The sequence below is a fragment of the Pseudomonas sp. PDM28 genome (assembly GCF_019219115.1).
GTDB lineage: Bacteria > Pseudomonadota > Gammaproteobacteria > Pseudomonadales > Pseudomonadaceae > Aquipseudomonas > Aquipseudomonas laurylsulfatiphila.
The window spans coordinates 94,581-108,297 of the sequence record NZ_JAHUWG010000010.1; the positions used below are offsets into that span (position 1 = coordinate 94,581).

General features: G+C 62.7%; 7 protein-coding genes. 4 read left to right on the forward strand and 3 right to left on the reverse strand.

The genetic code is table 11. From position 1 onward, the window contains the following. Positions 1–2 precede the first annotated feature (2 nt). Entirely contained in the window at positions 3–1,025 is a 1,023-nt protein-coding gene (gene antC, locus KW841_RS22545; RefSeq protein ID WP_218479824.1) for an anthranilate 1,2-dioxygenase electron transfer component AntC, read from the forward strand. Between the two features lie 38 nt (positions 1,026–1,063). On the opposite strand, the gene kynB is transcribed toward antC, so the two are convergent. Continuing rightward, complete coding sequence (gene kynB / locus KW841_RS22550) at positions 1,064–1,717, reverse strand: arylformamidase (RefSeq protein WP_218479825.1); 654 nt, start codon at positions 1,715–1,717, stop codon at positions 1,064–1,066. Positions 1,718–2,068: 351 nt separating this feature from the next. Here kynB and otnI point away from each other — a divergent pair, with 351 nt between their 5' ends. Beyond that, a complete protein-coding gene (gene otnI, locus KW841_RS22555) occupies positions 2,069–2,872 on the forward strand; it encodes a 2-oxo-tetronate isomerase (protein ID WP_218479826.1) in 804 nt (267 codons plus the stop codon). A gap of 278 nt (positions 2,873–3,150) precedes the next feature. Continuing rightward, positions 3,151–11,805 carry a GH36-type glycosyl hydrolase domain-containing protein gene (locus KW841_RS22560; protein ID WP_218479827.1) on the forward strand — a complete coding sequence of 2,885 codons (8,655 nt, stop codon included), beginning with the start codon at positions 3,151–3,153 and terminating at the stop codon, positions 11,803–11,805. Positions 11,806–11,832: 27 nt separating this feature from the next. Here KW841_RS22560 and KW841_RS22565 read toward each other — a convergent pair whose 3' ends face one another. After that, positions 11,833–12,012 carry a hypothetical protein gene (locus KW841_RS22565; RefSeq protein ID WP_218479828.1) on the reverse strand — a complete coding sequence of 60 codons (180 nt, stop codon included), beginning with the start codon at positions 12,010–12,012 and terminating at the stop codon, positions 11,833–11,835. A gap of 148 nt (positions 12,013–12,160) precedes the next feature. On the opposite strand from KW841_RS22565, the gene KW841_RS22570 reads away from it, so the two are divergent. Beyond that, positions 12,161–12,883, forward strand: coding sequence for a Crp/Fnr family transcriptional regulator (locus KW841_RS22570; protein WP_007977083.1), 723 nt, complete (start codon positions 12,161–12,163; stop codon positions 12,881–12,883). Between the two features lie 175 nt (positions 12,884–13,058). On the opposite strand, the gene KW841_RS22575 is transcribed toward KW841_RS22570, so the two are convergent. Beyond that, a complete protein-coding gene (locus KW841_RS22575) occupies positions 13,059–13,706 on the reverse strand; it encodes a TetR/AcrR family transcriptional regulator (RefSeq protein ID WP_218479829.1) in 648 nt (215 codons plus the stop codon). Between the last annotated feature and the right edge of the window lie 11 nt (positions 13,707–13,717).

A 13,717-nucleotide genomic window follows, 5' to 3' on the forward strand; every position in this document is an offset into this window, starting at 1 on the left:
ACATGAACCATAAAGTCGCGTTCAGCTTTGCCGACGGCAAAACGCTGTTCTTCCCTGTGCAGGCCAATGAAATCCTGCTCGACGCCGCCCTGCGCAATGGCATCAACATCCCCCTGGACTGCCGCGAAGGCGTCTGCGGAACCTGCCAGGGGCGTTGCGAGTCAGGCGATTACAGCCAGGACTATGTGGATGAGGAAGCCCTCTCCAGTCAGGACCTGCAACAACGCAAAATGCTCACCTGCCAGACCCGGGTCAAATCCGACGCAACGTTCTATTTCGACTTCGCTTCCAGCCTGTGCAACGCCGCTGGCCCCGATCAACTCACGGCAACGGTCACCGAGGTCAAACAGGTGTCGGCCAGTACGGCGATCCTGCATCTGGATCTGGGCGATGTGGGCCAGTCGCTGGATTACCTGCCCGGGCAGTACGCCCGGCTGCAGATTCCGGGGACCGAGAACAAGCGTTCCTACTCCTTCGCCAACCGGCCCGGCGTCAGCAATCGGCTGCAGTTCCTGATTCGCCTGCTGCCCGATGGCGTGATGAGCAACTACATCCGCGAACGCTGTCAGGTGGGTGACCCCATCGTTCTGGAGGCACCGCTGGGGGCTTTTTATCTGCGGCACGTCGCCCGGCCACTGATCCTGGTGGCTGGCGGCACCGGACTGTCTGCCTTGCTGGGCATGCTCGACGAACTGGCCGAGCTTGGCTGCGAACAACCCGTGCATCTGTACTACGGCGTGCGCGATGCGGCCGACCTGTGCGAACAGGCGCGCATCCAGGCGTATGCGCAACACCTCCCGGGGCTTCGATACACCGAGGTGGTCAGCGAACCGTCGCCGCACTGGACCGGCAAGCGCGGCTACATCGCCGAACACTTCGACGTCGCCGAACTGCGTGATGGCCCGGTCGACATGTACGTCTGCGGGCCGCCGCCGATGGTGGAGTCGATCAAGACCTGGCTGCAGGCACAAGCACTGGACAGCGTGCAGTTGTACTACGAAAAATTCACCGAGAGTAACGCCTGACACCGGCCACCGGCGCCCGGTTCCGGTTGCCCAATGGGTCACTCGCGTTGTTGAGTACCCAACGGCCGCAAAATCGCCCGGACCGGGCTGGCGTCGAGGTTGGCAAAACGTAGCGGTAACGCGATCAGCTCGTAATCCCCTTCCGGCACGTCATCGAGCACCACCCCCTCAAGAATGGCCATGCCGTGACGGGCCACGGCACGGTGCGAATCCATCGTTTTGGATTGCTGCGGGTCCAGTGAGGGCGTATCGATGCCGATCAACCTCACACCCAGGCTGGCCAACAAATCGACGGTTTCCCTGGCAACGGCCGTGAACGCCGGGTCCCAGGCAGCCAGCGGTGCCTGGCGACAGGTCCGCAGCAGCACACGCTCGGGCACATCGTGCAAACGCCCTTCCAGTTGCCCGGGCTGTACCAGGTCGCCGCTGTCCAGACAATGCAAAACGCGGCAAGGCCCGATATACACATCCAGCGCGACTTCGCCAATCGCCGCGCCGTCAGCGCTGTAATGCAGCGGCGCATCGACGTGGGCACCGGTGTGCGGTGACAGGGTGATGCGTCCGACATTCACCGGGCACTCGGGACCGTAGGTCCAGACGCGCTCCTCCAGAAAAGGCGTGTCCCCCGGCCAGGTCGGTGTTTCGCTACTCAAGGGTGGACTGATGTCCCACAGGGTCGTGTTTTTTGTCATCGCAAATGCTCAGCGTTTTTACCGAGTGAAATGATACGAGCGACAGCAGTGCAGATTCGTGCAAAAACCCCGGGCAAGCGGGCGGGTTTTCGCACAAAGCACCATGGATGAGCGTGATGGCGGCAGGAAATTTCAACGTGCACCCTTCGACGCGGCGGTCTTCACAGGCAGCAACGCTTGATGAGAGACCAGATGACAGTGGACATTTCCCGCCGCAAGGCGCTAGCGTCGACCGCTTCAATTCGACGGCCGTACCATTGGATGCAATTGCCGACGACTCAAACGAACACCACGAAGCCTTTGGTGTGCAGTGGTAACCCACAGATCGATTTTTTGACCGCAGGAGTCTTCATGCCTCGTTTCGCTGCCAACCTCAGCATGCTCTACCCCGAACATGACTTTCTCGACCGTTTCGCCGCAGCCGCCGCCGATGGTTTTCAGGCAGTGGAATACATGTTTCCCTACGACTACAGCCCACAGCAATTGAAACAGCGGCTCGACGACAATGGCCTGGTCCAGGCCCTGTTCAACGCACCGCCTGGCAATATCGCGGCCGGCGAAAAAGGCACCGTGTCCCTGCCAGGCCGTGAATCGGAGTTCCGCGCCGGTTTCGACCAGGCCCTGGAATACGCCGCGGTACTGGGCAACGACCGCATCCATGTTATGGCCGGCCTGCTGGCCAACGAAGCGGATCGCGCCAGGCACCAGCAAACCTACCTGGAAAACCTCAGCCACGCAGCGACACAAGCGGCCAAGGCCGGGATCACCGTATTGCTGGAGCCGATCAATACCCGCGACATGCCGGGGTTTTTCCTCAACCACCAACATCAGGCCCAGGCCATCTGCAAAGCGGTCGGCCAGGCCAACCTCAAGGTCCAGTTCGACATCTACCATTGCCAGATCGTCGAGGGTGACGTGGCGACGAAGCTGCGACGGGATATCGCCGGCATCGGCCATATCCAGATCGCGGGCGTACCGGATCGCCACGAACCGGACATGAACAACGAGCTGAACTATCCCTACCTGTTCGAGCTGATCGATCAACTGGGGTACACCGGTTGGGTCGGTTGCGAGTATCGGCCGCGCGGCGACACCTCCGAGGGCCTGCAATGGCTGCGCGAATGGCAGGGTCGGTCAACTCAAGGCCAGGCATAGGCATTCGGCGCCCACGTTTAGCGACCACTTCCACGGCGACGGTCATGCCGTCGCTTTGCGGCCAAAAGCGGCATCCCGGATCGCTCACTGATCACACGCCCCCCCCGCGTTTGACATGCCCTATGTTCGCTAGCGAACAGACTTCGCCGCGATGAATCCTCCACACTCGTCGGTGGAATGCAGCGCCCGGTGGCGCAATGCCCCGCACACCTGGCCTGGCGTAGAACCGCCTTCATTCCACAAGCGACCTGCCCTGCGCGGGTCGTACGAAGGAATTCATGCAAAATATCCTGACTCGCACGCTGTCCAGCCTTTGGCGCTCACCGGCCATCTGGCTCAGGTGGAGTGCAGCACGGCACAAGTTCGAGTACGAGCCCATCCTGCGTGCCGACCTGTTCAATGCGCAGCAGATGGCAGACCACGGCATCGTGCTGGCACGCCAGCATTTGCTCGGGCGCCTTTCAAAAAAGGATGCCTTGCTCGGCCGCCTGACTGACAACCAACTGCTTCTGGAACGTAGCTGCGCAGCGCTCAAGACCGTGCAACTGTCCAGCCGACGCCTGACCCCTGCGGCGGAATGGCTGCTGGACAACTTCTACCTGATCGAAGAGAACATCCGTACCGCCAGGACCCACCTGCCCGACGGCTATAGCCGCGAGCTGCCGCGCCTGGCCGAAGGCCCTTCGGCAGGCCTGCCGCGGGTCTACGACATCGCCCTGGAAACCATCGCGCACGGCGATGGCCGGGTCGACGCGCCCAGCCTGAACTGTTTCATCGCCTCTTATCAGACCATCACGCCCCTGACCCTGGGCGAGCTATGGGCAATCCCGATCATGCTGCGCCTGGCGCTGATCGAGAACTTGCGACGCGTGGCTTCCCGGGTCATGGCCAACCGGGATGACCGCAACCTTGCCGATGACTGGGCCGATCGATTGATCGAAATGGCCGAGCGCGACGCCAAGAGCATGGTATTGACCGTTGCCGACATGGCGCGATCGGCACCGCCGATGACGCCACCTTTCGTCGCAGAACTGGCGCGCCGCCTGCACGGACAAAGCGCCGCGCTGATATTGCCCATGGCGTGGATAGAACAAACGCTCGGTGAGTCCGGCCTTACAGTCGAACGCCTGGTGCAGATGGATGCCCAGCAGCAATCCGGTGACCAGGTGTCCATCAGCAACAGCATCGCCAGCTTGCGGTTGCTGGCAGCAACCGACTGGCGCGAGTTCGTCGAGCTGCTCAGCCACGTCGAGCAGGTATTGTGTACGGACCCGGCAGGCATCTACGCGAACATGGACTTTGCCACCCGTGATCGTTACCGCCATGTGGTCGAACGCCTCGCCCGGCATTGCGTGCATTCCGAAACCAGGGTGGCACAAGCCACCCTCGAACTGGCCGCGAGCACACAGCCCACGGCCGGTGTCACCGGGCACGTGGGCTATTACCTGGTGGCTGACGGGTTGCTCAGCCTTGAGCAGGCGCTGCACGCCAGCGTGCCGCTGCACGAGCGATGGAAGCGGCTGCTGCAGAGTGCGCCGTTGAAGTTCTACCTGTGCCCTTCCCTGCTGCTGACACTGCTGCTGGCCTGGCCATTTCTCGGCAGTGCCTATCACAGCGGCACACCACTGTGGTGCCTGGCCCTGCTCGCCGTGCCCGCGTTATTGATGACCAGCCGCCTGGCGATCGGGCTGGTCAACTGGCTGGTGACGCTCACGGTAGTCCCGTCGCTGTTGCCGCGCCTGGATTACAGCAAGGGCATACCGACCGAGGCGCGAACGCTGGTGGCGGTGCCGACGATGTTTGCCAACGCCGGCGACATCGAGGCCCTGGCGGAAGGCCTGGAAGTGCGATTCCTGGCCAATCGCGATACCAACCTGCATTTTGCGCTGCTCAGTGACTTCATGGACGCCCCTGCCGAGGTGATGCCCGAGGATGCCGAATTGCTCACCCTGGCGCGCCAACTGATCGAGGCGCTCAACCACAAGTATGCCGATGGCCAGGTCGACCGGTTCTTCCTGCTGCACAGGCCCCGGCACTGGAACGCGACCGAGCGGGTATGGATGGGGCATGAACGCAAGCGCGGCAAGCTCGCCGAGCTCAATGCGTTGCTGCGAGGTAAAGGACAGCAGCGCTTTGCACTGATCGTCGGTGATGTCGCGCCACTGGAATCGGTGCGTTTCGTCATCACCCTGGACACCGATACCTTGCTGCCACGCGACGTCGCGCGTCAGTGCATCGGTGCGATGATGCACCCGCTGAACCAGCCGGTATTCGATGAGCAGAGCGGCAAGATCGTCAGCGGCTACGCCATCCTCCAGCCACGCGTGGGGATCAGCCTGCCCAGCACGGCGCGCTCGACCTACGCCCGCCTGTTTGGCAGCGATGCCGGTGTCGATCCTTATACCCGTGCGGTCTCCGATGTTTATCAGGACCTGTTCCAGAACGGTTCCTTCATCGGCAAGGGCATCTATGCCGTCGACGCCTTCGAACAGGCACTCGAGGGCTGCCTGCCCGACAACCGCATTCTCAGCCATGACCTGATCGAAGGCTGCTATGCCCGCTGCGGGCTGCTCAGCGATGTACAGCTGTATGAGGAATACCCGTCTCGCTATAGCGCCGATGCCAAGCGCCGACACCGCTGGATTCGCGGAGACTGGCAAGTGCTGTACTGGGCCTCGCCGTGGGCACCGAAACCCCAGGGGGGATTTGCGCCCAACCTTCTGAGCAACCTTGCCCGCTGGAAGATTTTTGACAATCTGCGCCGCAGCCTGGAGCCAGGCGCCTTCCTGGCCATGCTTGCATGGGGCTGGCTGGGTTCGAGCGAGGCCGTCTCCTGGACATTGGCGGTGGTCATCCTGGTATTTCTCCAACCCTTGCTGCAGTCGGTACTGGCACTGGTACAGAAAGCTGCCGATATTCCATTGGGGCAACACCTGAGTGCGGCATTACGGACCTCGGGCCAGCATTTCATGCGCGCGCTGTTGTCGATTGTCTGGTTGCCGTCCGATGCGTTGTTGAGCTTCGATGCGATTGGCCGCTCACTGTGGCGCATGCTGATCAGCAAGCGCCGCCTGCTGCAATGGCAACCGTCTCGTGAAGTCGAGCGCTCCAGTGGCAACGATCTGTCCGGCATGTACAAAAGCATGTGGATTGCCCCTGCGCTGGCGCTGATTCTATTCGCGGCCCTGCTGCCCTCTCTCCATGTACTCGCACTGGCGGCCCCGTTGCTGCTGGTGTGGCTGGTGAGCCCGGCGATTGCCTGGTGGATCAGCCTGCCGACAACCCCGGTGGGGTTTGACCCGTCAGAGCAAGACCTGCGCTTCCTGCGCATGCTGTCACGCCGGACCTGGGCGTTCTTCGATCGCTATATGGGCCCCGAGGACAACTGGTTGCCGCCGGACAACGTCCAGGAGATACCCAAGCCAACCATTGCCCATCGCACCTCGCCGACCAACATGGGCATGGCCTTGCTCTCGCACCTGGCGGCCCACGACTTCGGTTACCTGAGTAGCGGGCGCCTGCTGGAACGCGTCACGGCCACGCTTGAGTGCATGGCCGGTCTTGAGCGTCACCATGGGCACTTCTACAACTGGTACGACACCCAGTCACTCCTGCCGCTGGCGCCCCGGTATGTGTCCACCGTGGACAGCGGCAACCTGGCGGGCCTGCTGCTCACCCTGCGGCCGGGGCTGCTGGGGTTGGTCGACACGCCCCTGTTCGATCAACGCACCCTCAGCGGTCTGGGCGACACCCTCGATGTGCTGCAGCAGGCACTACAGGACGGCAACCTCGATGAGCGGGCCGTGCTTGAACTGCGTGCGAAGGTGGCGTCGGCGATTGTCCAAGACACCCCGGACAACCTCCTGCAAGTACTCGACCTGGTGGATGCCTTGGTAATCGACACGGCGGCCACCGCTGCTGAAGAAGCACACTACTGGTTGCAGGCATTGCAGGCGCAGAGTGCCGATCTGCGGGCAGAACGACTGCGCTTCGAGCTGCCATTGGCACCCACCCAGACACCGACAACAGCACTCAGCCTGCGGCAAATGGCCGAGCTCGATTGCACGCTGTGGCTGCCCGCCGATCAGGCGCAAGTGCAGGCGGTACAACGCCTGGCGCGCGCACGAATCAGCCACCTTGAGCGCCTGGCCGAATTGTCCGCGTCACTGGCGAGCATGGACTTCACCTTCCTCTACGATGCTCAACGTGACCTGTTCTCGATAGGCTACAACGCCGACGAGCGCAGGCTGGACAACGGTTACTACGACCTGCTCGCGTCAGAGGTTCGCCTGACCAATTTCGTGGTCATCGCCCAGGGCCAGCTGCCGCAACAGGCCTGGTTCACCCTCGGGCGCTTGCTCAGCAACAATCGGGGGGTACCGGTACTGCTTTCCTGGTCCGGATCGATGTTCGAGTACCTGATGCCAAACCTGGTCATGCCCAGCTACGAAGGTACGCTGCTGGAGCAGACATGCCGTGCCGCCGTGGCCTTGCAGATCGAACATGGCAACCTGTTGGGCATCCCCTGGGGCGTGTCCGAGTCGGGTTACAACACCCTGGACGCCCACTTCAATTATCAGTATCGGGCGTTCGGTGTTCCTGGCCTTGGCCTCAAGCGCGGTTTGGCCGACGACACCGTGATTGCGCCCTACGCCAGCGCCCTGGCGCTGATGGTCGAGCCGCAAGCCGCCTGCCGCAACCTGCAACGCCTGGCGGCCCAAGGGTCGGCCGGCCGCTATGGCCTGTACGAAGCCGTCGACTACACCGAGGCACGCCTGCCACGCGGCCAGCGCTATGCGGTCGTACGCTCGTTCATGGCGCACCATCAGGGCATGAGCCTGCTGGCCTTGACCAGCCTGCTGCTGGACCGGCCCATGCAGCGACGCTTCGAGTCGGTCCCGGCCTTCCAGGCGACCACCCTGTTGCTGCAGGAACGCGTCCCCAAAACCGCCGCACCTTACCTGCATGCAACCCTGGCACCTGCCACAGATGAAAACGGACGCGCGCAGGAAAACAGGCTGCGAGTGTTCGCCGATCCCGGGCGCAAGCGCCCCGCCGTCCAGCTACTGTCCAACGGCCGTTACCACGTCATGCTCAGCAGTGCCGGCGGCGGTTACAGCCGCTGCAACGACATCGCCGTGACCCGCTGGCATGAAGACGCGACCTGCGACAACTGGGGCATGTTCTGCTACCTGCGCGATGTCAGCAGCGGCGTATTCTGGTCCTCGGCTCACCAGCCGACCCGGCACCGGCCAGAAAGCCATGAAGCGATTTTCAGCGATGCCCGGGCCGAGTTTCGTGTTCGCGAGCTCGACTTCGATACCCACACCGAGATCGTCGTGTCCCCCGAAGACGATATCGAACTGCGCCGACTGCACATCACCAACCGCAGTCGCGTGCGTCGTAGCGTGGAGATCACCACCTACGCCGAGGTGGTCCTGGCGCCGGCAATCAGTGATGCCATGCACCCGGCCTTCAGCAACCTGTTCGTGCAGACCGAATTGTTGCCGGCGCTGCAGGCCATCGTCTGCACCCGCAGGCGCCGCTCCAGTGAGGAAGCCGTCCCCTGGATGTGCCACCTGCTGGCCGCCCATGGCGTGGACATCGACGCCATTTCCTACGAGACCGATCGAGCGCGTTTCATCGGCCGTGGACGCAACGTGGCAGCACCGGCGGCGCTCGATGGAAATGTCGAGCAGCTGTCCGGCACCGCAGGCTCGGTGCTGGACCCGATCGTGGCCATCCGCTGCCGTATCACCCTGGAGCCCGGACAAACGGCGACCATTGACCTGGTGACCGGCATCGCGGACAGCCGTGAGGACTGCCTGTACCTGATCAATAAATACCGCGACCGGCACCTCGCCGACCGCGTCTTCGACCTGGCATGGACCCACAGCCAGGTGTTGCTGCGTCAACTCAATGTCTCGCTGGAGGATGGGCGCCTGTTCGAACAGATGGCCTCCTCGATCCTCTACGCCAATGCCTCGTTGCGCGCGGAAAACAGCGTCCTGATGGCCAACCGACGGAATCAGTCGAGCCTCTGGGGCCAGGCCATCTCCGGCGACCTGCCCATCGTTCTGCTGCAGATCGCCACCGTCGACAACATCGAACTCGTGCACCAGATGGTCAAGGCCCATGCCTACTGGCGGCAAAAGGGGCTGATGGTGGACCTGGTCATCTGGAACGAAGACCAGGCCGGCTATCGCCAACAACTCCAGGACTTGATCATGGGGGTGGTGACGTCCGGCAGCGAAGCCTCGCTGGTCGACCGTCCCGGGGGCATTTTCGTGCGTCCTGCCCAGCAGTTGTCGAACGAGGACCGTACGCTGATCCTGTCGGTGGCGCGCCTGGTGCTGAGCGAAGGCAACGGCGGCATTGCCGAGCAGGTACATCGGCGTCACGCCAGCCCGGCCTACCCGGCATTCGTGCCCATGCTCAAGCGCCAGGCAAAGGCGGCCGCTACCCTGCCCGCCATCGAAGGTTTGCTCCTGGGCAACGCCTATGGCGGCTTCAGTGCCGACGGCAGCGAGTATGTCATGACCTTGCAGCCGGGAACGCCGACGCCGGCGCCATGGGCCAACGTGTTGGCCAACCCGCACTTCGGTACGGTGATGTCCGAAAGCGGTGGCGCTTACACCTGGATGGAAAATGCTCACGAATTTCGCCTGAGCCCCTGGCATAACGACCCGCTCACCGACGCCAGCGGCGAGGCGATCTATGTGCGCGATGAAGAAACCGGGCATTTCTGGTCGGTGACGCCACAGCCTTGTCCCGGCATTGGCGCGTACCGCACCCGGCACGGCTTCGGCTACAGCGTCTTCGAGCACGACGAAGACGGTATCCACACCGAGTTGTGGGTGTACGTGGCGCTGGATGCTTCGATCAAGTTCTCGCACTTGCAGATTCGCAACCGTTCAGGCCGCGCCCGGCGCCTGTCGACGACCTGCTATGTCGAGTGGGTGCTGGGCGACCTGCGCAGCAAATCGGCGATGCATGTGGTGACGGAAGCCGACCCCAGCAGCGGCGCATTCTTCGCCAGGAACGCCTATTCGATCGAGTTTTGCGAACGGGTGGCGTTCCTCGATACCGACTCGACCGCCACCAGCATCAGCGGTGATCGCACCGAGTTCATCGGCCGCAACGGCAGCCTCAAGGCACCAGCCGGACTGCAGCAGGCACGCCTGTCGGGCCGAACCGGCGGCGGCCTGGATCCCTGTGCGGCGATTCAGGTGGCCCTCGACCTCGACAACGGTGACGACCAAGACGTGGTCTTCCGCCTCGGTGCCGCCAGGGACACGACCTCAGCCCTGCGCCTGGTTCAACAGTACCGAGGCCTGGGGGCGGCCATCGCAGAACTCGAGGCGGTACGCGAGCATTGGCGTTCGCAACTGAGCGTGATCCAGGTTCAGACCCCCGATCCGAGCATCGATGTCATGGTCAACGGCTGGCTGATGTACCAGGTGATCGCCTGTCGCTTCCAGGCTCGCAGTGGTTATTACCAGTCCGGCGGGGCCATCGGCTTTCGCGATCAACTGCAAGACAGCATGGCGATGATCCACGCCGATCCCGCCAGCGTACGTGGGCATTTGTTGCTGTGCGCAGCCCATCAATATGCCGAGGGCGACGTGCAACATTGGTGGCACCCGCCGCTCGATCGGGGGGTGCGCAGTGGCTGTTCGGACGATTACCTGTGGCTGGCGCTGGCGACAAGCCACTATGTCAGCGTCACCGGCGACCTCAGCGTGCTGGCCGAACCCGTGGGTTACCTTGAAGGCCGACCGCTCAACGCAGGGGAAGAGTCCTATTACGACCTGCCGGGCAAGTCGCACCTCGAAGAAAGCCTCTATCAGCACTGTGTACGCGCCATCGGACACGGCCTGCAGCGCGGCAGCCACGGCCTGCCCTTGATGGGCACGGGCGACTGGAACGACGGGATGAACCGCGTCGGCCATCTGGGCCAAGGGGAAAGCGTGTGGCTGGGCTTCTTCAGCTTTGATGTGTTGCAGCAGTTTGCCATTACTGCCCAATTGCATGGCGACCCTGTTTTCGCCCAGCGTTGTACCCAGCAGGCCGCCATGCTGCAGGCCAGTCTGGAGGAGCATGCCTGGGACGGATCATGGTACCGGCGCGCCTGGTTCGACAACGGCCAGGTCCTGGGCTCGGCCAACAATGACGAATGCCGCATCGACTCGATCTCGCAAAGCTGGTCGGTACTGTCGGGGGCTGCCTCGCCAACGCGGCGCCGCACGGCCATGGCGTCATTCGAGCAGCATCTGGTACGGCCCGACACAGGCGCGGTCCTGCTGCTCGATCCGCCCTTCGATACAGGCTCGCTCGAGCCCGGCTATATCAAGGGCTATGTGCCGGGCGTACGGGAAAATGGCGGCCAGTACACCCATGCCGCCGTCTGGGCCGGCATGGCGTTCGCCGAGCTTGGCGACGACATCAGGGCCTGGCGCTTGCTCAACATGATCAACCCCGCCGGCCACGAAGTCGCCAAGCGCCTCGAAACCTACAAGGTCGAGCCCTATGTCATGGCTGCCGACGTCTACGGCACGCCGCCCCATGCGGGCCGTGGGGGTTGGACCTGGTACACCGGATCGGCCGGCTGGACGTACCGGTTCATAGTGGAGTCATTGCTCGGATTGCAGCGGGTCGGGACTGCATTGCACATCGTACCGCTGCTGGCGCAGGGCTGGCCTGGCTACACGCTGCGCTACCGCTATGGGGCGACGCATTACCAAATCCATGTACGCCCCGGCACGAGCACCACGGCTTCGATCACGCTGGACGGCGAGTTGCTGGGCAATGGCGCGCTGGAATTGCTCGATGACGGCACAGAACATCAGGTCCTGGTGACATGCCCGGTAAAAGCGCAGCAACCCCAAACCCCTGGGTGGAACAGAACCGTCGAAGCCGATCTTGAGCGCTGAGAGACAGCGCTCCTGGCGGGCCTGGATTCAGACTGGATGATTCGGGCCCTGGTGGTGCGGCTGCACGGCCTCGCCCAGTTTGATGTGTACAGGCGGGTTGGCAGCCTGCCCGGGCTTGTCATGCCGGGGGATCGGCGTGCTCTGTGGCTGTTTCGCAGTGGGCTTGCCAGGGCCCTGGCGAAGATTCGGGTCAATGTGCTTGCTCATGACAACCTCCAACATTCGGCGCTGCAGAGGCAGCGTCGCTCCCTTGAGCATCGCAGATGGCAGCGACTGCATCGGTGCGCTGCCCCGCATAGCGCGCTTTGGAGTACCCTGTCCCTCTCAGGGAATTCTCCCTTGAAGGGTGGCTGATATGTTTGCTGTACCCAAGCCACAACAGAACTACCTGCTGGCGGCGCTTCCGGCGCCAGCGCTGGATCGCCTGCTCCCCCACCTCGAACTGGTCGAGCTGCCATTGGGCAAAGTGCTCTATGAGTCCGGCGGCGCCCTGCGGCATGTCTACTTCCCCACCGACTCCATCGTGTCGCTGTTGTACGTGATGGAGAACGGCGCCTCGGCCGAGATTTCGGTGGTCGGCAATGAAGGCCTGATCGGCGTTGCAGTCTTCATGGGCGGCGAAAGCACGCCCAGCCGCGCCGTTGTGCAAAGTGCCGGGCATGCCTACCGGTTACCCGGCCAACAACTCAAGGACGAGTTCAACCGCCATGAAGAGATGCTGCTGCTGATGCTGCGCTACACCCAGGCCCTGATCACGCAAATGGCCCAGACGGCGGTATGCAACCGCCACCACTCCATCGACCAGCAGCTGTGCCGCTGGCTGCTGTTGTCACTCGATCGCCTGCAAGGCAATGAACTGACCATGACCCAGGAGTTGATCGCCAACATGCTGGGCGTACGCCGCGAAGGCGTGACCGACGCCGCCGGCAAGCTCCAGCGCCTGGGTGTCATCGAATACAGTCGGGGACACATCAAGATCCTGGACAGGGCCCGGCTCGAGGCGCTGAGTTGCGAATGCTACGCCGTGGTCAGAAAGGAGACGGAACGATTGCTGCCCTACTTTCCCTGGGCGAGGTGAATCGTGAAGGTTTGTCGGGATGCCCCCCGGTCACGAAGTTGCCAGTTCGTGAAATGCTGAAGGCGATCTACCAAAGCAGCGTTTCGATACTGTCGCCATATTGGCGCGCACCGGTCCAATATGGCGAAGCGCCTGGACGACAGCCCCGGTCAAGCCGCCCGGTGCAGTCAAATGCTCATTCGCCCGCGTGGTCGTTGCCACCGTGCGCGGCGATGAACATGTCGACGGCCGACCGGCAATAGGATTCGATTTCGTTGTCGTCCTCTGCTCTCGCCTCATCGAAGCGCGCGATAATCAGGAGATCGGATCCTTTGAAAAGCGCGGCAAACAAGCGGGCGGACTGGAGAGGATCGGGCACGTTCAAAACCGCCTTCGCGTGCAACTGACGCAACAGGGCCTCGATTTGGGCGATGACATAGGCGGGGCCGGCTTCGTATTGGCGCTTGCTTAACGACTTTTGATTCGTCTTGTCGGCCATGATCATGGCTTCGACACTGCGCACGTCCGGGCTCAACAGCGTGCGAAGCAGGGTTGATCCCACCGCCATGAGCTGATCTTCGGCCGAACCGTCGAAGCCTTCAAAAAGGGCCTGTGGTGCAAACTGCTGGCAGTGGGCCGCGATGGCCGCGCTGAAGAGCGCCTCCTTGTTCTCGAAGTGCCGATAGATGCTTAGCTTGGAGATCTTCGCCCGCTGGGCGACCTTGTCCATGGTCGTCGCTTGAAAACCCAACTCCACAAAAAGTTCGCACGCGGCGTCGACTATTGTTTGGCCAAGCATCTCGTTAGCGGGCCGGCCGCGCCGGCCCTGGCTGTTTTCGGTCATAAAAATTCCAG

Bases quoted from the DNA above. Each gene is read 5' to 3' on its own strand.
- antC (WP_218479824.1), top strand. From the start codon at position 3: ATGAACCATAAAGTCGCGTTCAGCTTTGCCGACGGCAAAACGCTGTTC.
- kynB (WP_218479825.1), bottom strand. From the start codon at position 1,717: ATGACAAAAAACACGACCCTGTGGGACATCAGTCCACCCTTGAGTAGC.
- otnI (WP_218479826.1), top strand. From the start codon at position 2,069: ATGCCTCGTTTCGCTGCCAACCTCAGCATGCTCTACCCCGAACATGAC.
- KW841_RS22560 (WP_218479827.1), top strand. From the start codon at position 3,151: ATGCAAAATATCCTGACTCGCACGCTGTCCAGCCTTTGGCGCTCACCG.
- KW841_RS22565 (WP_218479828.1), bottom strand. From the start codon at position 12,012: ATGAGCAAGCACATTGACCCGAATCTTCGCCAGGGCCCTGGCAAGCCC.
- KW841_RS22570 (WP_007977083.1), top strand. From the start codon at position 12,161: ATGTTTGCTGTACCCAAGCCACAACAGAACTACCTGCTGGCGGCGCTT.
- KW841_RS22575 (WP_218479829.1), bottom strand. From the start codon at position 13,706: ATGACCGAAAACAGCCAGGGCCGGCGCGGCCGGCCCGCTAACGAGATG.